We start from the raw sequence: 26,183 nt of genomic DNA, 5'->3' as shown, positions 1-26,183 counted from the left end.
ATGCGCGTCCCACTGAACTGGCTGGCCGACTATGTCGATCTCCCAGCCGAGACCGACCCCCATGCCCTCGCCGCCGAATTCGCGGCCGTCGGTCTCGAGGAAGAGGACTTCTTCGGACCCGAGATCACCGGCCCTCTCGTCGTCGGTCGCGTGCTCGAACTCGTCAAAGAAGAGCACTCGAACGGCAAGACCGTCAACTGGTGCCGTGTCGACGTCGGACCCGAACACAACGAGGACCTCGACGACCCGAAGGACCCGCAGCCCGGACCCGAGGTGCCCAGCCGCGGCATCATCTGCGGTGCTCACAACTTCGTGCCCGGCGACCTCATCGTCGCCTGCCTGCCCGGAGCCGTCCTGCCCGGCGACTTCAAGATCGCTGCGCGGAAGACCTACGGACACAAGTCCGACGGCATGATCTGCTCGGCTAAGGAGCTCGGCCTCGGTGAGGACCACTCCGGCATCATCGTCCTGACCGACCTCGGGCTGACCGGTGAACCAGGCGACGACGCGATCGCGCTGCTCGGCCTCGACCAGTTCACCCTCGACGTCAACGTCACCCCCGACCGCGGCTACCAGCTGTCGATGCGCGGCATCGGACGCGAATACGCGCAGATGAAGGGCCAGACTTTCACCGATATCGGATCCGCCGAGGTGGCACCCACCAACGCTGCCACCGACGATGGATTCCCGGTTGCGATCGAGGACAACAACCCCATCAACGAGGTGGCCGGCTGTGACCAGTTCACCGCTCTTCAGGTCACCGGGCTTGATCCTCAGGCGAAGACTCCGTTCTGGATGCAGCGTCGCCTTCAGCAGGCGGGAATGCGGCCGATCAGCCTGACCGTGGACGTCACGAACTACGTCATGCTCGAACTCGGTCAGCCGCTGCACGCCTACGACACCGCGCTGCTCGGCGACGAGATCGTCGTCCGCCGTGCGAGTGCGGGGGAGAAGTTCACGACGCTGGACGATGTGGAGCGCATGCTCGATCCCGAGGATCTGCTCATCACCGACCGCGGGGACGACACCAGCGGCAAGGGTGGCAAGGTCATCGGCCTGGCTGGCGTCATGGGCGGAGCCGATGTCGAGGTCAATGACCAGACGACCGACGTCGTCATCGAGGCCGCTCACTTCGATCCGATCTCCATCGCCCGCACTTCGCGTCGACACAAGCTGTCGTCGGAGGCCTCGCGTCGTTTCGAGCGCGGCGTCGACCCGAAGCTCGGGCCGGTGGCGGCTCGACGTTGCGCGGATCTGCTCGTCGAGCTCGGCGGCGGAACGCTCAGCCCGGCGACCACGCAGGTAGGCCATGCTCCGGAGCCAACTGTCATCGAACTCCCGGTCGAGCGCGTTGCCTCGCTCGTTGGAGTCGAGTACACGACCGCCGAGGTGACCGGCCTGCTCGAAGGCATCGGCGCGACCATCGAGGTCATCGGCAAGGACCGGTTGGCCGTGACCGTGCCCAGTTGGCGCACGGACATCACCGACGACGTCGACCTCATCGAGGAAGTCGCCCGCACAGGTGGCTACGACCGCATCCCATCCATCCAGCCTGCGGCCAGGGCCGGAAAGGGGCTGACGGTCGCGCAGAAGACGCGTCGTCGGATCTCGAACCTGTTGGCCGCCGACGGGTTCACCGAGGTGCTGTCGTATCCGTTCACGAACGACAAACGGGACGACCAGCTGCGCCTCGAGGCCGATGACGTGCGGCGCAAGCATGTGCGTCTGGCCAATCCGATGTCCGAGGACCTGCCGCTCATGCGCACCAACCTGCTGTCGACGCTGGTCGACCTCGTGGTTCGCAACCAGGGCCGCGGGGCGAAGGATGTCGCTCTGTTCGAGGCGGGGCTCGTGTCCACCTCGGCGGGCCTGCCGGAGGGTCCCGGACCGCGTCACCTGCCCGGATACCACCCGAGCGACGACGAGTTGTCGACAATCTACGCTTCGGTGCCGCACCAGCCCTACCACTACGCGGGCATCATCTCCGGCAACGCGGAGATGCCAGGAGTCTGGGGCAAGGGCCGCAAGGCCGAGGCCACCGACGTCATCGACACCGTCCGCCGGATCGCATCCGTCAACGGACTCGAGCTCACCGTCGAGGCCGATCAGATCGCTCCGTGGCATCCGGGCCGTGCCGCGAAGTTTGTCCTCGCCGACGGTCAGTTGCTCGGCCATGCCGGAGAGCTGCACCCGAAGGTGTGCGAGAACCTCGGCCTGCCGGCGCGGACCGTCGCCTTCGAGATCGAACTCGATGCGCTGCTGGCCCAGGACGACCTGCGGGCCTGGGACGGCGCTCTGTCGACCTACCCGGTGTCCCGCCAGGACGTCGCGCTCATCGTCGATGCCGAGCTGCCGACGCAGACTCTGGCGGCGACGCTGCGCGAAGGTGCAGGGGAGGAGCTCGAACTGCTCGAGACCTTCGACCTCTACACCGGCGACCAGCTGCCTGAAGGCAAGAAGTCTCTGGCGTTCCGCCTGACCTTCCGGGCCCCGGATCGTACGCTCAAGGCCGATGAGGCCTCGGCGATGCGTGAGGCGGCGACCGCATTGGCCGCTGAGCGTCACGGCGCTGAAGTCCGCAGCTGAGAACAGTGCGTCACAGAGCCCGGTCGACCGATACAGTGGTTCGACCGGGTTCTGTCGTATCCGTGCTGAGCATCGCGGCAGCGAGCACGCGAGTAAGCGAACGCGCGGGCGCGAGCACCTGTACCTCACGCCACGACACCTGAACACCTGCACCCGACCAGCACCGAGGAGTCCTGAAATGTCTGAGAAGCTGCCCTACGGAACTAACATGCCGACGACCGATGGGTCCTCTGAAGCGACCGCGGTCCCGTCCGAGACGATCGCACTCATCACCGGCGGTGCCCGCGGAATCGGACGGCATTTGTCGGAGGCGTTCGCGACGGCCGGGTATCACGTGATCGTCACGGCCACCTCGGCGGACAATGCGGAGGCCGCAGCCGATGAGATCGCCGAGGTGACCGGGGGAGCGGTGACCGGAGTCGGACTGCGCACCGACGATATCGCCTCGGTGAAAGCGCTGCGTGAGTCCGTGACCGCGCTCGAGGCCGAGACGGGCAAGCGCCTGCAGGTGCTCATCAACAATGCCGGGCGCATCGAGTCGACCGAGGGTCCGCTGTGGGACGCCGATCCCGAGAGCCTCAAGGGCGTCGTCGACGCGAACGTCACCGGTGTGGCGCTCATGGTCAATGTCTTCGCGCCGGTGCTGATTGCGGGCGCGGAGGCGACCGGCCGACCCAGCCGCATCATCGACCTCAACTCGGGATCGGGGGCGCAAGGCACTCCCGCGTACGCCGTGTACTCGGCGTCAAAGGCGTCACTGTTCCGTCTCGCCGATTCGGTCGTCCACTTCGGGCACGAGAAGGGGCTACGGATCTTCGAAATGGCGCCCGGTGTCGTCGAGACCGCGATGACGAAATCAATGCCCGTTCACGATTTCCGCACCGGCGACGACTGGACTTCGCCGGAGCAGGTCACGGACCTCGCGCTGGCGCTGGCTTCGGGAACCTTGGATGCGTTCACCGGACGGTACGTGCGTGCGGGTAAGGATTCGGAGGAGTCCCTGCTCACCGAGGCAGCTGGTGGCTTGTCGGATTCGACCCGCCGGCTCGTGCTCGGCTGAGATGGTTCCAGACGGAGCGTCGGCGACAACGAGGCCGCTGCGAACTCTGCTCATCGACAATGCCGATTCGTTCACGCTGAACCTCTTTCACCTGCTCGCCGAGGTGAACGGGTGCGCCCCGACGCTCGTGCCCAACGATTGGGCCGAGTTCGAGCTGAGCGTGCTCGACGAGTTCGACAATGTCGTCATTTCACCGGGACCGGGAACTCCAGAGCGGCCGGCGACTTCGGAATCTGCGCCGAGGTGATCGAACATTCTCCGATCCCGGTGCTCGGCGTGTGCCTCGGCCATCAAGGCATTGCGCATGTGCACGGGGGATTCGTGGCGCACGCTCCGGAGCCAAGGCATGGTCGAGTCTCCCAGATCCGTCACACCGAGACCGAGCTGTTCGCCGGTATCCCTACGCCGTTCTCGGCGGTGCGGTACCACTCTCTAGCGGTGACCGACCTGCCCGCTTGTTTGGAAGCGATCGCGTGGTCCGAAGATGGCGTCATCCAGGCGTTGCGGCATCGGACCAAACCGCAGTGGGGAGTCCAGTTCCACCCGGAGTCGATCGCTTCCGAGGATGCGCGGACGCTGCTGCGGAACTTCGGCGAGCTGACTGTGGCATGGAACCGGATGACTGAGCATCAGGGTGACGGTATGGTAAATGAGGCGTGGGATGGCGAGGAGATTGTCTCCGAATCTGACGTCCCGCGGGAACGTGCGCAGCGCTCAATCGCTCCGAAGCGACTACCCACTCTACTGACGATCAGCACCACTACATTCTCGACACCGATGTGCTCGCTCAGACAGTCTCCGACGAACAACTGTTCGTCGAACTCTTCGGCGATGAACCCGAGGCCGTCTGGCTCGACGGAAACTTACCTGGCAACGACTCGTCCCGGTACTCAATCATGGGTGCGCCGTCCGGTCCGCTGAGCAAAGTAGCGACCGCCTCGGTGCCGGAGGGGACTGTCGAAGTTCGCTTGGCCAGTGGCGAATCAGAGGGTTCGATTCATTCGTCCGGGATCTTCGACTGGCTCGATGCCGAGCTCGCAGGCACGACCGTCGTGGTGTCGGGCTCAGACATTGCAGCGTCCGGTGACGAAAACACATTCCCCAACGGCAGCAGGGGGAGTAAGGAACTGCCATTCGAGTTCCGCCTCGGGTGGGTCGGCTACCTCGGGTACGAGCTCAAGACCGAGGTCGGGTCGCCGAATCGGCATGAATCCGAGTTGCCCGACGCCGTCATGATGTTTCTTGATCGTGCCCTGGTCATCGATCACGGCACCGACCGCATCCACCTTCTTGCACTTCGTCTGGCTGACGACCCCGCCGGCCACGCAACTAACCAGGACTGGCTCGAGCTCACACGTACACGGATCGCATCGATCCCCACAGACGAAGCCAGTGACGCCGACCAAGGGTGGATCACCTCGGCGAGGGTGAACATCGCAACCCCAGCGGAACGACGCGATTCAAACCTCGTGGCACGGCACAGTCGGCGGGCATATCTCGACCTCATCGACCAGGTGCAAGAGAAGATCACAGATGGCGAGACTTACGAGGTGTGCCTGACGAACATGCTCGAGGCCACGGCCGACGGCGAAGAGTCTCCGCTCGACATGTACCTGAGGTTGCGCGCGGACAACCCGACGCCGTTCGGGGCATTCATCCGCACACGCGAGGCAGCGATTCTCAGTACCTCGCCGGAGCGATTTCTGCGGGTCGGTGTCGACGGTCGTGTGGAATCGAAGCCGATCAAGGGCACTCGTCCCAGGGGAACAACCTCGGAGGAGGACGAGGCGATCAAGGCCGAACTGGCCGCCTCGGTGAAAGATCGGTCTGAGAACCTCATGATCGTCGATCTCGTCCGGCACGATTTGGGCCGCACGGCCGAGTTGGGATCGGTGCAGGTCGACACATTGTTCGGGGTGGAGTCGTATGCGACGGTGCATCAGATGGTTTCGACGGTGAGTTCACGCTTGGCCGAGGACGCCAGTCCGGTGGCATGTGTGCGGGCGGCGTTCCCACCAGGGTCGATGACCGGGGCACCGAAACTGCGGACCATGGCGATCATCGATGAGCTCGAGGCCGGAGCGCGTGGAGTGTACAGCGGAGCGGTCGGGTACTTCTCGCTCGGCGGCGCCGTCGATCTCAGCGTCGTCATCCGCACACTCGTGGTCCGTGGTGAGACGCTGCGATACGGGTTCGGCGGGGCGATCGTCGCACTCTCCGATTCCGAGGAGGAGTATGCCGAGACCGTTGTGAAGGCGGTTCCGGTGCTGAGGTTGCTTGGCAGAGCGGAGTTCCCCGGCGCGGACGACCTTGATGAGGTCGAGCCACCCGAAACGTCGACGCGCCCTCGAACGGATGAGCAGTCAGGCAATAGTGATCTCCGTACTCTGATTCCCGCCGAGGAGGCCGGACAGGCCGAATCTTTCGTAGCCGAGCATTCGAGCGGAGCCGAAAGATGAGCGTGTGGCTGTGGAATCAACAGGATCGCCGTTTCGAGGAGCTGGCGGAGGATATCGCCTCGTGGACGTTGGTGGCCGCCGATTCGTGGTTCGTTCAAGACAGTCGTGTACGCGCGTTCGATCGTCATCGGGCGCGGTTCACTCGTGTGGCTGCCCAGGTGGGAATGGCCGAAGCAGCCACCGATGATTTCTGGGCGGCAGTACTCGAGAAGATTCCATCAACGGGGGAGTGGTTCCCGCGTGTGGATGTCCTGGAAGCTTCGACCAGATCCGAGCGTAAGTTGGCATTCCTACTGCGGTCGGCGCCGCCTCGGGCACGTGAGTTACGGGTTCTAGTCCCGTCACATTCCGACCCGCGCACCACTCCGGGGCGCAAAGGCCCGGATATCGCATTGCTCGAGAGTGTGCGGGCGGATGCTCGCGAACAGTACGGCTGTGACGAGGTGCTCCTCACCAGCGAGGACGGGGCTGTCATCGAAGGTGCGACGACGAGTCTATTGTGGTGGGACGGCGACATTCTTTGCGCGCCCGACCCGGGTTTGGGCGCGTTGCAGGGGGTGACCTCGGCGGTGATCCTCGATGCGGCTCGCGCTCGGTCGATCCCGGTTGAGTTTCGTCGGGGGCGTCCCGAAGAGCTCATCAACTACGAGGTATGGCTGGTCAACGCACTGCACGGAATTCGGCGGGCCCGAGAATTCGTCGACGGGCGAGGCGGTGTCGGCAGTGAAACCGAGGAAGGCGGGAAGCTAGCGACCGATGTCGCCGATCTCAAAGGTGACGACGTCGAGCGGTTCGAATCTTGGCGAGACTGGTTGGAAGCGGATAGGGTTCCACTCGGCAACTGACAACCGACAAGGTTTTCTGCCGTCATGATGACAAGATTGTCTGCCGGAGAGGGGAGCCCCTCGGCCGATACATTGCGGGGTGCTGGAACCATAGAATACACCGGCAAGGCATTCGGTCATGAGTACTCGGTGACGGCGAAGCATGCTCCGTGGCGGACGTCGGTCACTGACGTCGCCATTGATGGCGTCGAGTATCCCCTTGGCAGGAAGATCCCCGATAGTGACGAAAACAAATCGGACGTCGAAGTTCGGGCATCCGGGTTATTGAAGGTTCGGCTCAAGGTGCGCCGGCGGAACGCCGACGGGTCGATGGAGGACAAAGAGGAGATTCACGTATCCAGCGCATTCGCAGGTCGCGCCGGCGAAGCCGAGGTGCGTAAGAATCTCGACATTGTGCCGTTGCTGCCCGAAGCTGGCAGTAGGTCGGAGGTCAGGGAGCGCAAGCGCGCGGCTCACCCGGAGAGGTACGCGCTGGCCTCTGGGCTGACGAGGCTGGTGCGCCTATTGATTCCGTTCATGGGCTTGGGCGCATTGTTTGCGTGGCTGTTTGATCCGATTGCCCAGTGGCTGAAGGAAAATGTGTGGCCGAGGTTCGCGCCGATCGCTCATTGGTTGCAGGCGGTTCTGACTCCGGTGGGCGAGTTCTTCGCCTGGTTGTTCAATCTGCTGTTCGGGTGGATCCCGGGAATTTCCGTGGGAATCCCAGACTGGGTGAGCACAACCTTGCGTATCGCGCTGCTCGTGCTCGTCGCCTATTTTGCTAGCCGCAGCAATCTCAATCGCCGCAAGAAGAAGCTGGAAGAATCTCAGTCGGCGCGTGACAGTGATAATGATGAAGACGTTGGCCCAGCGGATTCCGCCTCGGACCAGCGGGACAGCGATTCGGACTGACGACCATGACCGGTGAATCGAAATCGATGAGACGAACGCCTCATCGATCTGGTCACGACCTCGGCGGAAACTGATTGGCCTTGAGCTGAGAATGGTCAGGCTGATTACGTTGTCAGAACCCGATGGTACCTACTCTTCAGTCACGCCGGCGCAAGCGCAGGCTCCTCGGCCATCATCCACTCCACAATCGCGGCTACGTGCGCATCAACGGAGTCGATGGCCGGCAGAGGAGCAGCCTCCGGTGGGACCAGCAGGCCGATCTCCGTGCATGACAGTGCGACCGCGTCGGCGCCGCGAACCTTGAGGTCGTTCATGATTTCGATGTACCGAGCACGTGATGCGTCCGTGAAGACTCCCTGGGTGAGTTCGTCCCAAATGATCTGGTCGACCTCGAAGCAGGTGGCCTCATCCGGCACCAGAGTCGTGATTCCCTGCGCCTCGAGCCGGCCCGTGTAGAAATCCTCAAGCATCGTCCATCGGGTGCCCAGCACGGCCAGCGTCGAATAGCCCCGACGCTTCGCCATCGTTGCGATCGAGTCGACCATGTGAATGAGAGGTGCATCGACCTGCGCCTCGATCGCCGGGGCGCACTTGTGCATGAGATTCGTGGCAATCGCGACGGCCTCGGCTCCGCCATCGACCAAACGCTGTGCCGTCGAGACGAGCGACGCATCGTTGCCCGCCCAATCGTTGGCCTCCTGCAGCACTCGGATATCCGCGAAATCGCACGAGTCGAGGAGGATCTGCGCCGAGTGATGACCACCGAGCTGCTTGGCCACGGCATCATTGATCTTCGTGTAGTACTCGATGCTCGAATGCCAGCTCATTCCACCCAGCAGGCCGATCCTGCGCATACTTCCACTCCTCAACTCAACGATGACGCGACGAATCAAAGTCGTCCTCTGTGACCAGTCTCGCGTGAACCGGAAACTCTCGGTAGACCCAGTTAGCTCTGCTCTGACATAAGCTGGACTTATGGCTACTGTCTTCGAACAGGCTCTCGACCTCGGCGAGCCCAAACGCCTCCTCATCTTCGGCGCCATCGCCGAATCCGGCAGCATCGGCGCCGCCGCCCGCGTCCTCGGCTGGTCCCAACCGGCACTGTCGCAACATATGAATGCGCTGGAAAAGGATCTCGGTGTCACCCTCTTCGACCGCACCCCACGCGGTATCCGACTCACCACTGCCGGCCAACTCGCTCGCATCCGCGCAGGCGAGGTAGCCGCCTCGGTGACGGGGTTGCGCAGCGACCTTGCGAAAGCCTTCGGGCTCGGCGGACGCAATGTCCGCCTCGCCGGTTTCCCCAGCTTCGTCATCGGCCCGCTGGCCGCAGCACTCGGCAGGCTGGAAGCCAACGCGGGCTCCGGCACTGACTCACCGCGTCACCATTCCTACGAAGTCTCCGAGGCCGAACCACCTGAAGCGCTGCGCATGCTCGACGACGGTGCCATCGACATCGCCTTCCTCTTCCATCACGAAGACGAAACACCGCCCGAACTCGCCGGACACATGACCGTCGACCTAGGTGCCGACCATCTCGACCTGCTCGTCCCCGAACGCTGGAACCGAGCCGGGCAGATCAAACACCTCAGCGATGTCGCCGAACTGCCGTGGATCATGGGATGCGTGCGCTGCCGTTCCACCGCCGAACGCCTCTGTCGTACCGCTGGCTTCGAACCCCGGACTCGCCACATCACCGACAACCCTGGCGCCATCCAATCACTCGTCTCCAACGGACTCGGTGTCGCACTGCTGCCCCGCAGTGCCCGCCGCTGGTCCCAGATCTCGGGCATCGACCCGATCGCCCTGCAAGAGGCAGGTGCCCGCCGAGTCATCGCGATGATTCCCGACGGTCTGGCAGACTCCTCCGAGGTTGTCGACCTGATCGATGCGCTGCGAGCTGCTGCCGTCACCAACAGCGGGACAGACACCGTGACCGACGCCGCAACCGATGCAGAAGCCGCCAACGGTGCACGCGCCACGAGCACCGCGACTGACGGCTACAGTGGCTCCTGATGAGCACGTTCACCAAAGTCCTCGATAGGTGGCTGACTGTCACCACGGCCGTGGCGATCATCGTGATGATGCTCCACATCGTCACCCACGCCCTGGCCCGGTCGATCTTCCACGCCCCGATCTACGGCACCAACGAGATCGTCGAATACTGGTACCTGCCCATCGTTGCGCTGCTCGGCATCCCCGCCGCCCAGCTCCAAAAGGAACATATCACCGTGACCATGGCCATCGAACGGGTAAAACCCGCCACCGCCGCAGTATTCACTGTCTTCGCTTGCCTCCTTGGCGCGCTCGTGTCCGTGTCCTTCGCCTGGTTCGGGTTGAGCAAGGCGCTGGAGAACACAGCGATTGGGTCGACCGCCGACGTCTCCGATGTCATCACTTGGCCTGTGTACTACCTCGTGCCGATCGTGTTCGTGCTCCTCGCCGTGCTTTACATCCTCGACGCCGTCGCGATCCTCCGCCGCCCCGCAGAAACAGGGGAGGAGAAGTGAACGCGAACACCGACCTCACCGGCACACCCCTGCCCCCAGGAGACTCGAGCAGCGCAAACATCACCGGCGCCCAACCCCCGAACACCACGAAGCTCTTCCCCACCGGCTCCCGCCGCGAACGGCCCGGCACTCTGGCTCTGGCCATCGGATTCGGGCTCGTCGCCGTCTGCCTCATCGGCCTCTTCACCGGCCCAAGTGCCGCGATTGGCGGGGCCTGGTCCATCGGGATGATGCTCGTCCTCCTCTTCCTCTCCGTTCCGGTGGCCATTGCACTTTCGGTGCCGTCGATCATCGGCGTCTACGCCGTGTCCGGCATCCCGGCGACGATGAACATTCTCTCCACCGCCCCGTTCAGTGCCGTTTCGGACTGGTCGTTGAGCGTGCTCCCCATGTTCATCTTCATGGGTATGCTGCTCACCCAATCCGGACTCTCCGGCAAGGTCTACCGCGTCGCCGACCACTGGTTCAGCTGGCTGCCCGGCGGCATCGGCATCGGCACCACCTTCGCCGGGGCAGGATTGTCCGCCGTCACCGGATCGACCATCGGCATGACGTACGCCCTGGGCCGAGCCGGCATCCCCGAAATGCTCAAATCCGGCTACGACCGTCGAATGGCCGTCGGCACGATCATGGTTTCCGGAATGACCGGCAACCTCATCCCACCCTCGATTCTCATGGTCGTCTACGCCGGCATCGCCTCCGTCCCCGTCGGCCCGGCCCTCATGGCAGGAGCCCTGCCCGGGATTCTGCTCGCCGTCTGTTTCGCGGTCTTCATCTTCGCCATCGGCGTCTTCGCCCCGAGACTCGTCGGCCGCAAAGTCGGCCGTGGAGCCGGCCGCAGAGGCGGCGGGGGAGTCGACGAACCACAGCGGACCACGCCCACGTGGACGCAGCGATGGTCATCCCTGGCCAGCATCTGGGGCTTCGCGATCATCCTCATCGTCCTCTTCGGCGGCATGTTCTCCGGCATCTTCACCCCCACCGAAGCCGGAGCCGCCGCCGCACTCTGCTCACTGCTGCTGTGCCTGTGGGAAAAGCGAAGCCAGAAACCGTGGCGCAAGGTCGCGGAATCGGCCATGGACACGGTGGCGGCCACCTCGGCGATCTTCTTCATCATGATCGGCGCGACCATGCTCACCAGCCTGCTCGCCATCACCGGACTCGCGCCCATCCTCACCGGCCTCATCACGGACCTCGGACTGTCGCGGATCGGATTCCTGCTCGTCCTCGTCGTCCTCTACATCGTCATGGGCATGTTCTTCGACACCCTGTCGATGATGCTGCTGACCATCCCGATCCTCCTGCCCACCCTCGAAACGATGGGCGTGAGCCCGCTGTGGTTCGGGGTCTTCGTCGTCCTCCTCGGCGAGTTCGCCATGGTCACCCCGCCGGTCGGCATCATCCCCTACATCGTCCACTCGATCGCGAAGAACCCCGAGGTCAACCTCGGTGCCACGGTCACGCTGCGCGACATCTTCACCTCCCTGCTGTGGTTCTTGCCCGTCGCCGTCGTCTTCCTCATCCTCATGATCACCGTGCCCGGAATGACCGAATGGCTGCCCGACCTCATCAGCCGCACCAGCGGCGGAATGGCCGGATAACCCTCGCCGAGGCGGCCCCACCCACCCGTGACCTGTGTCGTTCGAATGGCTGCCGCAGGCCTCCGTGGCTCGGTGTGAGAGGAGTCATGGTGAAGGTTGAGAATTAAAGGAATAGAATTTAAGGGATTTCTCAGCTTTCGTTCAAAGGAGTCCCATGAAGCGCTTCCGCTCGGCAGCACGCCCCGCCCAGGCCATCGCGGCGGTCGCATCGCTGGCACTATTGGCCGGATGCGCCGGATCTGTCGGCGGCGACGGATCGGGTGCGGGGGACTCCGCGGGGGAGGGCTTCGCCTATGACGCCTCCCAAGATGAGATCGATGAGGCGCTGGCCGACCTCGACCCGGTGACGATCAAGTTCCAGCCGTCGGCGATGTCGGAGAAGTCGATCCTCGCGCCGAACGGCCTCGACGTGAAGAAGGCCATTGAGGAACGCTCGGGCGGAAAGATCACGGTCGACATCGTGTGGGGTCAGGCGATCGCCAGCTACGAAGACGTCGATGACGCCCTGGCCGATGGGCGCGTGGACCTCGCATTCACTCTGCCGTCGTACACCCCGTCCGAATACCCGGCCTTCGACGCGATCGGCACGGCCATGTCGACGCTGCCGTCGTCGCCGGTGGCCAGTGATCTGGCGGCGAACGCTGCTGGGGTCCAGGCGGCGTGGGAGACGCCCGAGGTGCTTGAGGAGTTCGAGAAGAAGAACCTCGTTCCGCTCATTCCGATGCTCGCCGCGGGTGGGTACTCGACGATGTGCTCGAAGCCGATGACCTCGCTTGATGATTGGAAAGGCAAGCAGGTGCGTGTCGGTTCGGCTGCAGCGGGCAAGCAGGTGACCGATCTAGGCGCGACGCCGGTATCGCTGTCGTTCCCCGAGACCTATGAGGCGCTGCAGCGCGGAACCGTTGACTGCGATCTCGGTCAGTTGGCGCCGAATGTCGAGGCGGGCACCTTCGAGGTGGCCCCGAATATCGGTGTTGCATCGGACGCTGGCATTGCGCGTTCGGCGGGTGCGATCACGGCAGGCAAGAAGTATTCGGAGCTGCCGGTGGCTTACCAGCAGGTCATCTTCGACTCGATGTCGACGACGTTCTCCACGATGATGGAGGTCGTCATCGGAGCGAAGGCGCAGGCCGTCGAGCAGGCGAAGGACAACGACGGCAAGGTCGAGCCCTTCGACGATGATGTGCAGAAGCAGATGGCGAAGTACGCGAAGACCTTGTCGGACAAGACCGCTGAGAAGGCTGGCGTCACGGATGCGCCGAAGACACTGGGCTCTGCTGGATCCGAGTGGGCGAAGTCCGTGTCGGAGCTCGGCTACGACGACAAGGGCGACTTCGCTTCACTCGACGAGTGGTACCCGGAGGATGCCTCGTACGACAAGCTCAGCGACGAGCTGTTCGAGAAGGTCATGGCTGAGCATCGGCCGGAGTGAGATGACGATAGCGTTTTTACTCGTTGTAGCGGTGTAATATACAGCATCAGCCGCAGGCACTAATCAACGGCGAGCTTCTCTCTGAGGTCGTCGAAGGTCTTCAACTTTGGAGTTTTGGTGGCGACCTGCAGCCATTCTTTTGCTTCGCTGAAGTTCGTGGAACTGATGTTTCCCATAGGTTTGGTTACTGCTAGGAGAAGTGCCTCGAGGTCCCTAATCAGAACTGGCGCGTCGAGCTGAACTGACGTGTACGTCTGTACAACTCGGACTACTCCGTCGCTGTCCAAGACGGTATCGTCGTCAGGGCCGTCGAATGCGAACCATGAGAACCGATTCCACCCTGCCCAGTGTTCATCGTTTAGGTGATCGTGTAGTCGCCCGCCGATGCCTCTCTGAGAGGTTGCCAGCCCGACGTAGTACACGTTGATGTCGTTGTAGAGGACATATACGCCACGAGCTCGACGAAAGTCGGCCACTCGCAGGTTACCTTTGTTGAGACCTCGGCGTCCCAGAAGCCTCCAAGAGTGTGCTTGCCAGTCGACAAGATCGCGCTGCCAAAACGTGCCGAAAGATCCGATGGTCAAGAGTCTGCCGCCCTTCAGTCGTGGAATCTGCGCTGATGCACTCTTGAGACTATCCGCCGAAGTCGTTGATGGCGGACAGATGCCCCGATGCACCGCAAACTCCCATTCTCAGCAACTCTTGACCCAGTGGGCATCTACTAGGCTGGTAAGGGTGCCGAACCAAAGCGCACCGAACATGGTCAACCGTGCCGAACAAAGCACAGACCACAGACGACGGAAGGGCTGACGGGTGACGATCCTCTACACCATCGGACTGGGCGTCCTCAGCGCGCTCATCGTCGGATTCCTCGTCCGGCGGATGATGCTCACCGGCACCGGAGCCGCCCGCAACACCATCGTCTCCCTCATCATGGGCCTCTCCATCTGGCCCATCACCCTCCAGGCGTACAAACTCCTCGGCATCTCCGAATCCGACCAGTACCCGAACCTGTCGATGAGCTTCCCCGCCATCATGGTCTTCCTGCTGCTCTTCGCCTGGTTCATCGTCATCCAGATGTTCGTCCTCCTGGCGATCGAACTCATCATGCCCTCGGGCACCCTGAGCTCACTCATCCGCAACGCACCGAAGATCCCCACCTGGTACCGCCGCGTCAATCGCCTGGCCCAGATCCAGAAGATCCTCATCAAATTCGGCCTCTCCCGCTACCTCAGGCCCCGAATCCCGACACTGCGCGTCTCCCTCCGAGAAATCGCCGCCACCACCCGTGACGCACTGGCCGCCTCGGGGGTCACATTCATCAAGCTCGGCCAATTCATCGCCACCCGCGGTGACATGATCCCGCACGAATTCGTCGAGGAGTTCTCCACCCTCCAGGCCGGAGTGAAGCCCGTTCCCTTCGCCGAGGTAAAGGACCAACTCGAAGCCGAATGGGGCCGACCCGTCGCCGAGGTGTTCGCCGAGTTCGATGAGAAGCCCTTCGCCGGCGCCTCCGTCGCCCAGGTCCACCGAGCCGTCACCTGGGAAGGGCGTGTGGTCGCAGTGAAAGTGCAACGGCCGAAGATTCGCAGACAGGTCCGCGCCGACTGCGATATCGTCCTCACCCTCGCCGACCGGCTCGACCGCACCACCGATTGGGCGAAGAAGATCGGCATCGCGAAACTCGCCCGCAGCTTCGTCGATTCCTTGCAGGGCGAGCTCGACTACCGTGGGGAGCTCGCCCAGATCGAGGCTCTCCGTCTCGCCGACGAGACCGGTCGGTCGACGACGCAGACCGATTCCGTCGTCCATATTCCGCACGTGTACAAGGAACTCTCCGGAGAGTTCGTCATCGTCATGGATCTCGTTGAAGGTTCCCCTCTGTCCCACGGCGCCGAGGTGGTCGACCACCTCTCCGAAATCGCGCGCAGAGAGATCGCCCAGGACCTCTTCCTCATGGTCGTCCGTCAGGTGCTCGGCAAGGGAATCTTCCACGCGGACCTCCACCCGGGAAACATCGTCATCTCAAGCGCCGGGCGTGCCGGCCTCGTCGACTTCGGTGCTGTCGGCCGCATCGACAAACGTGACCGCCGAGCAATCGCCTTGCTGCTCATGGCTTTCGACTCGCAGAACTCGCAGGCCGCGACAGCCGCAATCCTCGAACTTCTCGGCACGCCGAGTGAGGTGAACCTGCGGGAGCTGCAACGCGAGATCGGGCAGATCATGCTCAAATACGGAGACGGTGCCCCGGGGTCGACGTCGGCCGCGCTGTTCGGCGAACTCATCGACTTCGTCGTCGACTTCGGATTCCCGATGCCGGCCTCGGTGGCCACGGCGTTCCGTGCCATCAGCACGCTCGAAGGGTCGATCACTCGCCTCGTGCCGGAACTCAATCTGCTGGCGCTGGTCACGCAGAACGGCAAGACACTGCTGCGCGAGGTCGGGGGACTGGGAGTCGACCGACACGAGATGACGCTCTACGCGGCAGCGACCGCACCACAGATCGCTGAACTGCCCGGGCAGATCTCTCGCATTGCCGGACATCTGCAGGACGGTACTCTCGACGTCGGCACGAGTGGGCTGAACATCTCCACGATCAAGAATCTGCTGGTCTCGACCGTCGAGCAGTTCATTCAGGTGATCGTCTCCACCGCGCTCATCCTCGGCGGAGTGATTCTCATGGCAGCCAACTTCGGGCCCGCTCTGGCCCCTGAGCTCAAACTTTTCACGTATTTCGGCGCGTGGATGCTCCTCGCCGGCAGCGTCATAGCGGCGTTGGTCCTCGCACCGGCACTCAGGCAGCGCATGACGTGGGAAGGGCTGGGTTAGCTGTCGGTGCACCGGGCACACAAGCTGGGGCACCGCGCCTGAACCAGCAACGGTGCCCCAGCCTGTCGAACCTTCAGTCGTGCCGGACGCTCACACGTAGTCCTTGTACTTATCGAGAGTCCGAACCGGCTTGCGCAGAGCATCGCGGCGGAAGGGATCGCCGAGCTCCTTCGTGCACATGATCTCGATGACAGTGGTCTTGCCTTCGTTCATCTGTGCGTCCACGGCCTTCTGCAGGGCCGGGCCCACCTCGGCGAGGTCGTCGACGACGATGCCGTCGGCTCCCATCGACTCGGCCATGGCTGCGAAGCTCTCACCGTTGTCGAGCTCACCGGCGATGAAACGGTGACCGTAGAACTCCACCTGATTCTTCTTCTCCGCACCCCACTGCCGGTTGCGGAAGACGACGGCGGTGACGGGAATGTCGTGGCGGACGGCGGTGAGCACCTCGACCATGCTCATCGCCCAGGCGCCGTCACCCGCGTAGGCGATGGCAGGACGTTCGGGAGCGGCGCGCTTGGCACCGATGATCGTCGGCAGCGCATAGCCGCAGTTGCCGAAGCTCATCGGAGCGAAGAAGCTGCGGGGACGTTCGAAACGCAGGTAGCTGTGGGCGACCGAGTTGATGTTGCCGATGTCGGTGGAGACCATGACGTCGGCGGGCATCGCCTTCTCGAGCTCGCGCAGCACCTGACGCGGATGCAGCCAGTTGCCGTCCTCCTTCTCGGCCTCTTCAATGGCGTCGAGAGAGAACTCGTCCTTCTCATGAGTCCAGGAATCGAGCTCGGCCTCCCACGCATCCTTCTCTGCTTTGATGAGTTCGGCACGCTGGTCCTTCGTGGCGTCGCAGGCGACCTCGCGGTCGTTGAGACGGGCGAGGAGATCCTCGGCGACGGCCTTGGCGTCACCGCAGATGCCGACATCGATCTTCTTGACCAAACCGAGCATCTTCTGGTCGGCGTCGACCTGGATGATCTTCGCATTGGTGGGCCAGTAGTCGAATTCGTACTGGGGCAGTGTGCCGAACGGTCCCAGACGGGTGCCCAGCGCGAGGACGACATCGGCCTGGTTGATCAGCGTCATCCCGGCCTTCGAACCTTGGTACCCCAGCGGTCCGGCCCACAGCGGGTGGCTGGCGGGGAAGGAATCATTGTGCTGGTAGCTGTTGACCACGGGGGATCCGAGGCGCTCGGCCAAGGCAATGCACTCATCGACGCCGTCGGCCATGACGACACCGCCGCCGGAGACGATGACCGGATTCTTCGCCGAGGCGAGCAGTGCTGCTGCCTCTTCGAGGGACTCCGTACCACCGGGTCCGCGGTCGATCTTCTGCGGCTGGGGGATCTGCGGATCGCATTCCCCGTAGAAGAAGTCACGGGGGATGTTCAGCTGGGTCGGCCCCATCTCCGACTTCGCGCGGTCGAAGCAGCGGGCGGTGAATTCGGACATGCGGGACGCATTGGACACATGGCCCTGGTACTTCGTGAACTCCTGGAACATCGGCAGCTGATTCGCCTCTTGGAAGCCGCCGAGCCCGATCGAGTTCGTGCCTGCCTCCGGGGTGACGATGACGACCGGCGAATGTGCCCAGAAGGCAGCGGCGATCGCTGTCACGCAGTTCGAGATGCCCGGCCCGTTCTGGCCGGTGACCACCCCGTGCCGTCCCGATGCGCGGGCGTAGCCATCAGCCATATGCGCTGCGCCCTGCTCGTGGACCACGGGAATGAAGTCGATTCCGGCGGGAGCGAAGATGTCCATTGCGTCCATGAACGCCGAGCCCATGATGCCGAAGATATCGGTGACACCGTTGGCCACCATCGTTTCGACGAAGGCCTCTGAAGAGGTGATCTTCTGAGTGGTGACCGCGTCGCTCAGCGCCGCACTCTCGGTTCGATCGGCCAGTTCCGTCATCGCAACGTCTCCTGTTCGTCCTAGGACCACTGCTTTGTGGTCTCGTTTTAATGTTCATTTCACTTCGAAAAGCGGAACACCTCGAATCTAAGAGTCGAGCTCCTCAGGTGTCAATAGAGTTCCGGAAAAGATTTCATTTGGTACGATAATTCGAGACAGGATGATTTTCGGGACGTGGCCGACAGCGGGCCGGAGAGGTAGGAGACCATGGATGATCTGGCTGAGCCTGGGTTCGACGAAGGCGTGTCACTCGCCGGTGAGACTCCGGCACTGAGGCTGGTGTCGCTGTTGGAGTTCATCTCCACCCGCGACCAGATCTTCACGCTTCAGTCTCTTGTCGTACAGACAGGGCTGCCCAAACCCACCCTCCACCGGATGCTTCAGCAGCTCGAGGGCGCGGGACTGCTCACCCGGCACAGCGACGGCCGCCATTACGGCACCGGATCGAGACTGCGGAGAATGGCTGAGGACGTTCTGCTCAATGACTCGAGACAGGGAGCGCGGCGGATGATCCTCTCGCAGCTGTCCGAGGAGGTCGGTGAGAGCTGCAACCTCACCGCGGTCTCCGGCGATGAGGTCATCTACCTCGACCGGGTCGAGACCTCACACCCGCTGCGCGTGCATCTCGAAGCCGGCAGCCGTGTGCCGATCCATGCCTCGGCCAGTGGGAAGATGATCGCCTCCCAGTACGGGGAGACGCCGCGTCGCAGACTGCTGACCAGTTCGCTCTTGAAGGAGTTCACGCCGCACACGCTCACCGATCCCGCGGAGATCGAGGCCGAGCTCGATGCGGCTCGACGCTCTGGATATGCCCTTGACCGGCAGGAATACCTCGAAGGTCTCGTCTGCCTTGCCGTGCTTATTCCCACCGACATCGGTCGGTCCAACCAGGCGCTGGCAGTTCAGGCCCCCGTGATCCGAAAGTCGATCGACGATCTCGTCGAACTCCTGCCGGTGGTCCGAGAAGCCGCTCAGCGCATGGCTGTGCTCGATGAGATCGATCGCGCCGACGAGAACTCGGCCTGAACCGCGGCCGGCCAACCGGCTGCCACAGTGAGGCTGAACCACGACCAGGAAAGGACGGCGCTCATGGCCGACGTTTCAACACTGCGAGAACTGTTCGGCATCGATGCCGACATGCCCGTGCCGATGCTCGAGGACGACAGTGATCTGATCCCGCGCATCGATGAGAACTACCGCTTCGACCCTGAGGTGACCCGAGCGATCCTCGCCGGGTTCTCCCACGGATCACGCGTGCTCGTGCAGGGTCTGCACGGGACGGGGAAGTCCACGCACATCGAACAGATCGCCGCCCGACTCAACTGGCCGCTCATGCGCGTCAACCTCGACGGGCAGATCTCGCGGTCCGACCTCGTGGGCAAAGACCAAGTCGTCATCGAGGACGGACAGCCCCGCACTGCCTTCGAAGAAGGTGTCATCCCCTATGCGCTGACGAGGCCGATGGCGCTGGTCTTCGACGAATACGACGCCGGCCGCCCAGAGGTCATGTTCATCATCCAGCGCCTGCTCGAACGCGATGGCCTGTTCACCCTCACCGAGCAGAACCGGGTCATTCGGCCGCATCCGCACTTCCGGCTCTTCGCTACGGCGAACACAGTCGGCCTCGGCAATGTCAACGGCCTCTATCACGGAGTCAATCGGCTCAACCAGGCTCAACTCGACCGGTGGAACATCATCGCCTCGCTGGACTACCTCGACCCCGCCGAAGAACTCCTCGTCGTCACCGGACAGGTGCCGGAGGCAGCGACGAAGCTCGGCGAGGAGACGGTGGCGACGATGATCGAGGTGGCGCAGCTGACGCGCAGCGGTTTCGCCGCCGGCGACGTCTCGGCTCTCATGTCACCGCGCACAGTCATCTCGTGGGCGGAGAACTCGGTGATCTTCGGCGATGTCGAATTGGCGTTCAGGTTCTCCTTCCTCAACCGCTGCGACTCGACCGAGCATCGACTCGTCGCGGAATATTACCAACGCTGCTTCGGCAGTGAGCTCGACCTCGACCACGCGGCGACGGCAAGTTGATGACAGATCTCGGTCAGCAGTCGGCGATTCCGCGTTCGGCCCGAGAGGAGTACGACCTCGAACGGCGGCTGGCCTCGGTGTTCAGGGCGCTGAGCCAGGACGCTGACGTCGACCTGTGGGCGCACCGACCGGCCGATGCGAACGGTCTGCTGCCGATGAACGCGCCCCATCTCTACCCTGACCCTGCCCGATCAGAGCTGCCCTCCCTGCGCGGAGCCACGGACGCCATGGCCATGCGTCGAAAGTTGAGCGATCCCGAACTCCACCGACAGATGCTCCCCGCGGCGCGCGAAGAGCGCCTCATCGTCGAGATCCTCGAACAGTTCCGGTGCGAATCCCTGGCTCGACAGGCAGGCGTCCGCAGCAACCTGTCTCAGCGTCATGCGCACTGGCGCAGCGAATTTCTGCGCAGCCGTCTGCACGAAACCCATCTCGGCATGCTTCTGTACACGGTCATCCTCGTCACCCGGTCGGTCGTGAATCGTGAGCCGATCGGTCAGGATGACTCCGACCTGGTCGAAGAGTCCCGGTTCGAACTCTCACCCGATCTCGGGCCCTTCCTCCTTCCCCTGCGCGATAGCCGGCACGATCAGCGGGCCTTCGCCGAGGTGGCCCGCGACCTCGCGCGCACGCTCGCCGGCCGGATCGCCGCCGTCGAAGAGCGAGAACGCACGCGGTCCGGGGCGCGCGAGCGTCATGCCGCCCCGAGCCTGCCGTTGGTCTTCGACATCGCCGAGGACCTGTTCGCTCCCGTCCCGGAAGACTCCGGTGGGCAGCTCCACCTCGCCCGCGGCTACGGGGTGTGGACTAGACGGTTCGACCGTGAATCGACCATCGCCGAGGTGGTCCGGGCGGAGAGTCTGCGCAGCGGCCGGAGCGCCATCGCCGCCGAAACGGCACGTCGGTCGGTGCCGTTGGCGCCGGTCGTCTCCCGCCTGCACGGTGTCGTGGAGGCAGCCAAGGAGGCTCATGAACTCGTCGACTCCGAGGACGGGATCCTCGACCCCTCCCGGCTGTCACGGCTGATCACCTCTCCTGGCGACCCGCGCGTCTTCCGCGGGCGTTCGCAGCGGGCCGAGACCGATTGCGCCGTAACTTTCCTGCTCGATCTCTCGGGGTCGATGAAACCTCATGCGCTCGGACTCGGCGCGCTTCTCGACGTCCTCGTCACGGCCCTCGACCGGTTGGATGTGACCACAGAGATCCTCGGGTTCACCACTAATGCGTGGAACGGCGGACGAGTGAGAAGCGAGTGGAAGAAGGCCGGCTCGCCCGAGCGGCCGGGACGGCTCAACGAACTCCATCACCTCGTGATCAAGTCCGGAGCGTCCTCGTGGCGGCGGACGCGCACCCACCTCGGCGGACTGCTCAAGACCTCGCTGTATCGAGAGGGCATCGAAGCCGAAGCCCTGCGATGGGCGGTCGACAGACTCCGCAGTCAGCAGGCGGTGAAATCGGCCGTGGTCGTCATCAGCGATGGTCTGCCCGCCGACTCTGCCACGGCCGTCGCCAATGATGACGACTACCTCGCCCGGGACCTCGAGACGACGGTGGCCGGTCTGCGACGGGCCGGCGACATCGGCATCCTCGGCGTCGGCATCGGCACCGACCCCGGTCTCATCTACCCCACCAGCGTCGAACTCGACTCCGAGTCTCTGGGGGACCGGGCCTCGGTGAGGGCGATCGTCGACGGACTCCGCACCGTCCTCGGTCGCTGAACGACATCACCAGTACGAGGGGAGCGAACGCCCAAACTCGTCTGGACACCCACCTCGGCGGTCGAACCGACGACAGCGGTCGGCCCGCTGCCAGGAATCACTGGCAGCGGGCCGACCGCTGGTGCTGTCCGGGGCAGTCCGGAACCGTCTCAGCCGTCCGTGGACAGGCGTCCTTCGCGGCGCAGCTGAGCGCGTTCGCTGAATCGGGTGACGGCTGGGCGATCATCACCGAAGACGAGGCGATCGACCTGATGATCGGTGAGTTTCCTGTTGTGCCGGATCCGGGAGAGGAAGAACACGACTCCGATGACGATCCAGACGGCCAGGGCGATGAGCGACTGCGGTCCCAACGCACCGGGAGACCCCGGGATGAGCAGGAGCAGCATGAAGACGATCGCGATGACCGCGCCCACACCGGAGAGCACCTTCTTCGTCGTCGAGTACATTCCCGGCAGGGCCTTGGGATCCCGCGCCTCATGAGTGGGGCGGAAGATCCGGAATGCGCACAGACAGGTGTAGAGGTAGGCGATCGTCACACCGATCGAGGACATGTCGACGACCCACGTCAGCGCCGCGCGTCCGAACCAAGGGCTGATGAGGCAGACGATGAGAACCGCGATGATGCCGACGTAGGGGGTCTTGTGCTTCGAATGCAGGCGGGCGAAGATCGGCGGGATCATCTGTGCGCGTCCCATGGCCATGAGCACACGGCTGGCCGAGACATAGAAGCCGTTGAGGCCGGTGCTCACTCCCATGGTGATGGCGATGGCGAGCAGCAGCAGGCCTGAGCCGCCGATGACGCCGGTGACCGCGTCGGCGGTGCCCCAGGCCGATCCCGAATTGGCCAGGGCCTGCCACGGTTCGGCCATCGACACGGACACGATCATCGCCATGTAGAGGGCCGCAGCGGTGACGATGGCCAGGACGATGAGGCGCAGAGCCTTGGACGGCGAGAAGTCGAACTCCTCGGCCGCCTGCGGAACATTGTCGAAGCCGATGAAGGCCCAGGGAGCGATGGCGACGATCGCGATGATCGCCGCGACCGGGCTGACGCCGTCGGGCAATGCGGGAGACATATTGCCGAAATGGGTCGTCGGACTGGCGATCACGGAGACGATGATCGCAGCGACCGCGATGATCATCAGCACGCAGGCCCAGTACTGGACACGACCCGACAGGGCCGTGCCGCGGATGTTGAGGACGGCGAAGACGACCAGTGCTGTCACCGAGATGATGATCTCCGGCAGATACACGTCCCAGCCGGCGACCGTGTAGAGATAGCCCTGCTCGATGACCGAGGGCATGATCTTGCGGAACAGCAGGGCCAGAGCGGAGGCATTGAGTGCGACGATGCAGACGTAGCCGAGCGTGAGGAACCACCCGGCGAAGAAGGCGTGCACGCGTCCGTAGCCGATGAGTGCATAGGCCAGCTCACCGCCGGAGACAGGGAAGGTGCGGATGAGGAAGCCGTAGCTGACGGCAATGACGAGCATAAGCCCGGCACCGATGGAGAATCCGGCGAGTGTGCCCAGCGGACCGCCCATGGCCAGCCAGTCGGTGGGGAGGATGAATGCGCCCCACCCGACCGCCGAGCCCAGGGCGATGGCGAAGACCCAACGGGGCTTGAGCGTCTTCGCCATCCTCTCCGGCTGCTGACCGTCCCCGGCCCCCGGCGGGGAGGAGGCGACGTTCTGGGGTGGGTTCTCTATTGATTTCGACATGGCACCTTACTTTCGTCACTTCGTTGTGAAGGTATGGGCAGTGGATGTGGTTCGCTGTTGGGCGTCTGCCGCAGGAGTGAGCGCCTGCAGGCAGGTGATGAGACCGACGTTGACGATGTCGGAGACGCTCGCCCCGCGAGACAAGTCATTGATCGGGGCGGCGAGGCCCTGGAGCAGCGGGCCGAAGGCGGCAGCTCCACCGAGGCGCTCGGCGATCTTGTAGCCGATGTTTCCGGCTGCGAGATTGGGGAAGACGAGCACGTTCGCGTGGCCGGCGACAGCGGATTCGGGGCACTTCGACTTCGCCACGGATTCGACGATGGCTGCGTCGAACTGCAGTTCGCCGTCGACCTCGAGTTCGGGGCAGCGGCTGCGAATGTGCTCGATGGCCAGTCTGACTCGATCGATGTCGGAGTGTTGGGCCGAACCGGCCGTGGAGAACGAGAGCATCGCCACGGACGGATGCTCATCGGTGATGGCAGCGAAGGTTCTCGCCGTGGCGATGGCGATCGCCGAGAGCTGCTCGTCGTCGGGGACCGGGATGACCGCGCAGTCCCCGAAGCCCAGATACCGTCCGTCGCGCAGGCGCATGAGGAACGAGGAGCTGAGCAGAGACGAGTCCGGAGCGAGCCCGACTACCGACAGCCCTGCCCGAATGACATCGGCGGTGGGCCGGTCCGCGCCGGCGACCGCCGCATCGGCCAATCCTTCCTTGACGGCCGCGGCGGCGAGGAAGACGGGATCGGTCAGCCACTGCTCGGCAAGTTCGGGACGCTTCCTCTCTGCGCTGCTGCGGATTCTCTCCCCAGCCGGGCCGGCGGCGAGCCTAGCCGGCTCGTCGACGGACCAGCCGTCGGCATCGGTGATGCCCAGGTGCCTCGCGCGGTTCCGGACCTCGTTCCCGTCACCGATCAGGATGGGCTGGACGCCCACCTCGGCGAGGGCGCCGGCAGCGCGGAGGACACGCTCATCGTGAGACTCGGCGAGGATGATCCTCGGCCGAGACCCGAGATTGCGCAGCCCGAGCATCCGATCACGAAGCATCGGGTCGATCGTCACGGGCTCGAGATCGCGCGCTGCCGGCGTCTTCAACATGGTGCGTCCCTCAGACCGCAGCCGACAGGGCAGATACGCCGAGGTGCTTGTCGACGGCCCCCATGACGTGGTCGACCTTGTCGAGCAGATCGTCGAGGACGGTCTGGTCGGCGACCAGCGGCGGCGAGAGGACGAGCATTGTGGCCCCGCGGTTGTCCGGGCGAGTGATGAGCCCGACTTCCTTCATCGACGTCGGGATCACTTCGGTGAGCACCTGCTTCGAAGCTTCGGGAGTCAGCTCGGCCCCGGTGTCGCGGTCGGCCATCATCTCGATGGCGTAGAAGAACCCGGTGCCGCGGTATTCCCTGATGCACCGGTATGATTCGGCGATCCGGTCCAGACCGTTCTGAAAGTACGGCTCGAGGCTGCGGACGTTGCCCGGAATGTTCTCGGTCTCCAGTGCGGAGAGGTTCGCGCTGGCGACAGCAGTGGCGACCGGATGGCCGCCCCACGTGGCACCGTGGGTGAAGACCCCGGCACCGGGGGAGTCGAGCAGCGCCTCGGCCAGGGGCTTGCGGATGATGACCCCGCCGAGGGGGAGGTAGCCCGAGGTCGAGCCCTTGGCGAAGGTGATGAGGTCGGGGACGACATCGAACTTGATCGAGCCGAACCATTCGCCCAGACGCCCGAATCCGGTGATGACCTCGTCGGCGACGAGGAGGATCCCGTGTTCGTCGCAGATCTTCCGCAGCTCCTGCCAGTAGCCCTCGGGCGGGACGAGGGCTCCGCGTGAGTTCTGGACGGGCTCGGCGAACAGGGCGGCGAAGGTGCCTCCGCCTTCTCTGTCGATGAGTTCTCTGATGGCCTGGATCGAGGGCAGATCAGCTGCAGTGCCGCCTGCCGGAACCTTTTCGCCCAGGGTGTTGGGAACGTGGAAGACGCCGGGCATGAGTTCGCCGAAGGGCTCCTTGTACGCGGGGATGCCTGTGACGGCGAGAGCGCCGAGGGTGGTGCCGTGGTAGGCCATGTCTCGGGCGATGATCTTCGTGCGTTCGGGCTGTCCCTGCGACCGGTGGTACTGGCGCGCGAACTTGACGGCGGATTCGACTGCTTCGGACCCCGAGTTCACGAAGAAGACGGTGTCGAGGTCGCCGGGGGCATGGCCGGCGATGCGGGTCGCCGCATCCACTGCGGCAGGGTGGGCTGAACCCCAGTTGGTCCAATAGGACAGACGGCTCATCTGCTCGTAGGCGGCAGTGGGGATGTCCTGGCGGCCATGCCCGATGTTCACGCAGAACAGTCCGGCCAGACCGTCGAGGTATTTGTCGCCCCGCTCATCGGTGAGGTAGCTCCCGTGGCCTTCGACGATGATCGGGAGATCAGCGTCGTTCCACACCTTGCCGGTGGTGAAGTGGGGAAAAAGGTGCTGCTGGGCACGATTTGCATAATCCGAGATCGTCACGCGAACCCTCCATTCGAACTGTGTGGGTCGGTACGTCGAGGCGTCCCGACTCCGGCACTCCTTCGTTGGTGTGCTTGACATCA

At 63.9% G+C, this 26,183-nt stretch carries 19 protein-coding genes and 1 pseudogene; 14 read left to right on the top strand and 6 right to left on the bottom strand.

The genetic code is table 11. The features are described 5' to 3' along the window. The 6 genes and pseudogenes from pheT (at position 1) to LJ362_RS10635 (ending at position 7,841) form a co-directional block, all read left to right on the top strand. Positions 1–2,586 (top strand): phenylalanine--tRNA ligase subunit beta, encoded by a 2,586-nt coding sequence (gene pheT, locus LJ362_RS10665; protein WP_264799057.1) that lies wholly within the window; start codon positions 1–3, stop codon positions 2,584–2,586. 178 nt (positions 2,587–2,764) lie between these two features. After that, positions 2,765–3,646, top strand: coding sequence for an SDR family oxidoreductase (locus tag LJ362_RS10660; RefSeq protein WP_264799056.1), 882 nt, complete (start codon positions 2,765–2,767; stop codon positions 3,644–3,646). Then, positions 3,537–4,177, top strand: a pseudogene (locus LJ362_RS17100) (anthranilate synthase component II); the annotation flags it as partial. The gene LJ362_RS10660 and the pseudogene LJ362_RS17100, both read left to right, overlap by 110 nt. Before the next feature lie 248 nt (positions 4,178–4,425). Then, positions 4,426–6,105 (top strand): aminodeoxychorismate synthase component I, encoded by a 1,680-nt coding sequence (pabB, locus tag LJ362_RS10645; RefSeq protein ID WP_264799054.1) that lies wholly within the window; start codon positions 4,426–4,428, stop codon positions 6,103–6,105. Beyond that, positions 6,102–6,950 (top strand): aminotransferase class IV, encoded by an 849-nt coding sequence (locus LJ362_RS10640; RefSeq protein WP_264799053.1) that lies wholly within the window; start codon positions 6,102–6,104, stop codon positions 6,948–6,950. The genes pabB and LJ362_RS10640 overlap by 4 nt, the downstream gene beginning before the upstream one ends. Before the next feature lie 24 nt (positions 6,951–6,974). Continuing rightward, the gene (locus tag LJ362_RS10635; RefSeq protein WP_264799051.1) at positions 6,975–7,841 is read left to right on the top strand and encodes a hypothetical protein; all 867 of its coding nucleotides are present in this window, start codon (positions 6,975–6,977) and stop codon (positions 7,839–7,841) included. Positions 7,842–7,981: 140 nt separating this feature from the next. Here the strand turns inward: LJ362_RS10635 and LJ362_RS10630 are convergent, their stop codons facing one another. Beyond that, positions 7,982–8,695: an aspartate/glutamate racemase family protein gene (locus tag LJ362_RS10630; protein ID WP_264799050.1), complete on the bottom strand. Its 714-nt coding sequence runs from the start codon at positions 8,693–8,695 to the stop codon at positions 7,982–7,984. 121 nt (positions 8,696–8,816) lie between these two features. On the opposite strand from LJ362_RS10630, the gene LJ362_RS10625 reads away from it, so the two are divergent. The 4 genes from LJ362_RS10625 to dctP all read left to right on the top strand — a co-directional run bounded on the left by LJ362_RS10625 (position 8,817) and on the right by dctP (position 13,384). After that, a complete protein-coding gene (locus LJ362_RS10625) occupies positions 8,817–9,857 on the top strand; it encodes a LysR family transcriptional regulator (protein WP_264799048.1) in 1,041 nt (346 codons plus the stop codon). Continuing rightward, positions 9,857–10,351: a TRAP transporter small permease gene (locus tag LJ362_RS10620; protein ID WP_264799047.1), complete on the top strand. Its 495-nt coding sequence runs from the start codon at positions 9,857–9,859 to the stop codon at positions 10,349–10,351. The genes LJ362_RS10625 and LJ362_RS10620 overlap by 1 nt, the downstream gene beginning before the upstream one ends. Continuing rightward, on the top strand, positions 10,348–11,952 hold the full coding sequence (locus LJ362_RS10615; RefSeq protein ID WP_264799045.1) for a TRAP transporter large permease: 1,605 nt from the start codon (positions 10,348–10,350) through the stop codon (positions 11,950–11,952). Before LJ362_RS10620 ends, LJ362_RS10615 begins: the two co-directional genes overlap by 4 nt. A gap of 154 nt (positions 11,953–12,106) precedes the next feature. Then, a complete protein-coding gene (dctP, locus tag LJ362_RS10610; protein ID WP_264799044.1) occupies positions 12,107–13,384 on the top strand; it encodes a TRAP transporter substrate-binding protein DctP in 1,278 nt (425 codons plus the stop codon). 59 nt (positions 13,385–13,443) lie between these two features. Here dctP and LJ362_RS10605 read toward each other — a convergent pair whose 3' ends face one another. Further along, positions 13,444–13,860, bottom strand: coding sequence for a GIY-YIG nuclease family protein (locus LJ362_RS10605; RefSeq protein WP_264799043.1), 417 nt, complete (start codon positions 13,858–13,860; stop codon positions 13,444–13,446). 337 nt (positions 13,861–14,197) lie between these two features. Between LJ362_RS10605 and LJ362_RS10600 the strand changes: the two genes are divergently transcribed. After that, the gene (locus tag LJ362_RS10600) at positions 14,198–16,213 is read left to right on the top strand and encodes an ABC1 kinase family protein (protein ID WP_264799042.1); all 2,016 of its coding nucleotides are present in this window, start codon (positions 14,198–14,200) and stop codon (positions 16,211–16,213) included. Positions 16,214–16,303: 90 nt separating this feature from the next. On the opposite strand, the gene xsc is transcribed toward LJ362_RS10600, so the two are convergent. Then, positions 16,304–18,124, bottom strand: a complete 1,821-nt coding sequence (xsc, locus tag LJ362_RS10595; RefSeq protein ID WP_264799040.1) for a sulfoacetaldehyde acetyltransferase — start codon at positions 18,122–18,124, stop codon at positions 16,304–16,306. Positions 18,125–18,331: 207 nt separating this feature from the next. On the opposite strand from xsc, the gene LJ362_RS10590 reads away from it, so the two are divergent. The 3 genes from LJ362_RS10590 (at position 18,332) to LJ362_RS10580 (ending at position 21,882) form a co-directional block, all read left to right on the top strand. After that, positions 18,332–19,150, top strand: coding sequence for an IclR family transcriptional regulator (locus LJ362_RS10590; protein ID WP_264799039.1), 819 nt, complete (start codon positions 18,332–18,334; stop codon positions 19,148–19,150). A 63-nt stretch (positions 19,151–19,213) separates the two neighbouring features. Then, positions 19,214–20,164, top strand: coding sequence for an AAA family ATPase (locus tag LJ362_RS10585; protein WP_264799038.1), 951 nt, complete (start codon positions 19,214–19,216; stop codon positions 20,162–20,164). Further along, positions 20,164–21,882 carry a cobaltochelatase CobT-related protein gene (locus LJ362_RS10580; protein WP_264799037.1) on the top strand — a complete coding sequence of 573 codons (1,719 nt, stop codon included), beginning with the start codon at positions 20,164–20,166 and terminating at the stop codon, positions 21,880–21,882. The genes LJ362_RS10585 and LJ362_RS10580 overlap by 1 nt, the downstream gene beginning before the upstream one ends. 149 nt (positions 21,883–22,031) lie before the next feature. Here the strand turns inward: LJ362_RS10580 and LJ362_RS10575 are convergent, their stop codons facing one another. Genes LJ362_RS10575 through LJ362_RS10565 form a run of 3 tightly spaced genes read right to left on the bottom strand, consistent with a single transcriptional unit; the run spans position 22,032 to position 26,100 of the window. Continuing rightward, on the bottom strand, positions 22,032–23,603 hold the full coding sequence (locus tag LJ362_RS10575; protein WP_264799036.1) for an APC family permease: 1,572 nt from the start codon (positions 23,601–23,603) through the stop codon (positions 22,032–22,034). Positions 23,604–23,618: 15 nt separating this feature from the next. Then, positions 23,619–24,698, bottom strand: coding sequence for a phosphotransacetylase (locus LJ362_RS10570; protein ID WP_264799035.1), 1,080 nt, complete (start codon positions 24,696–24,698; stop codon positions 23,619–23,621). 10 nt (positions 24,699–24,708) lie between these two features. Continuing rightward, complete coding sequence (locus tag LJ362_RS10565; RefSeq protein ID WP_264799034.1) at positions 24,709–26,100, bottom strand: aspartate aminotransferase family protein; 1,392 nt, start codon at positions 26,098–26,100, stop codon at positions 24,709–24,711. Positions 26,101–26,183 lie beyond the last annotated feature (83 nt).

Origin of the sequence: Brevibacterium sp. JSBI002, assembly GCF_026013965.1 — a bacterium.
GTDB lineage: Bacteria > Actinomycetota > Actinomycetes > Actinomycetales > Brevibacteriaceae > Brevibacterium.
Note: the sequence above shows the minus strand (reverse complement) of the source record. Positions and strands in the feature narration are given on the sequence as shown.

Excerpts from the sequence above, each read along its gene's own strand:
- pheT (WP_264799057.1), top strand. The coding sequence starts at position 1 with ATGCGCGTCCCACTGAACTGGCTGGCCGACTATGTCGATCTCCCAGCC.
- LJ362_RS10660 (WP_264799056.1), top strand. The coding sequence starts at position 2,765 with ATGTCTGAGAAGCTGCCCTACGGAACTAACATGCCGACGACCGATGGG.
- LJ362_RS10640 (WP_264799053.1), top strand. The coding sequence starts at position 6,102 with ATGAGCGTGTGGCTGTGGAATCAACAGGATCGCCGTTTCGAGGAGCTG.
- LJ362_RS10635 (WP_264799051.1), top strand. The coding sequence starts at position 6,975 with ATGATGACAAGATTGTCTGCCGGAGAGGGGAGCCCCTCGGCCGATACA.
- LJ362_RS10630 (WP_264799050.1), bottom strand. The coding sequence starts at position 8,695 with ATGCGCAGGATCGGCCTGCTGGGTGGAATGAGCTGGCATTCGAGCATC.
- LJ362_RS10625 (WP_264799048.1), top strand. The coding sequence starts at position 8,817 with ATGGCTACTGTCTTCGAACAGGCTCTCGACCTCGGCGAGCCCAAACGC.
- LJ362_RS10620 (WP_264799047.1), top strand. The coding sequence starts at position 9,857 with ATGAGCACGTTCACCAAAGTCCTCGATAGGTGGCTGACTGTCACCACG.
- dctP (WP_264799044.1), top strand. The coding sequence starts at position 12,107 with ATGAAGCGCTTCCGCTCGGCAGCACGCCCCGCCCAGGCCATCGCGGCG.
- xsc (WP_264799040.1), bottom strand. The coding sequence starts at position 18,124 with ATGACGGAACTGGCCGATCGAACCGAGAGTGCGGCGCTGAGCGACGCG.
- LJ362_RS10590 (WP_264799039.1), top strand. The coding sequence starts at position 18,332 with ATGGATGATCTGGCTGAGCCTGGGTTCGACGAAGGCGTGTCACTCGCC.
- LJ362_RS10585 (WP_264799038.1), top strand. The coding sequence starts at position 19,214 with ATGGCCGACGTTTCAACACTGCGAGAACTGTTCGGCATCGATGCCGAC.
- LJ362_RS10580 (WP_264799037.1), top strand. The coding sequence starts at position 20,164 with ATGACAGATCTCGGTCAGCAGTCGGCGATTCCGCGTTCGGCCCGAGAG.
- LJ362_RS10575 (WP_264799036.1), bottom strand. The coding sequence starts at position 23,603 with ATGTCGAAATCAATAGAGAACCCACCCCAGAACGTCGCCTCCTCCCCG.
- LJ362_RS10570 (WP_264799035.1), bottom strand. The coding sequence starts at position 24,698 with ATGTTGAAGACGCCGGCAGCGCGCGATCTCGAGCCCGTGACGATCGAC.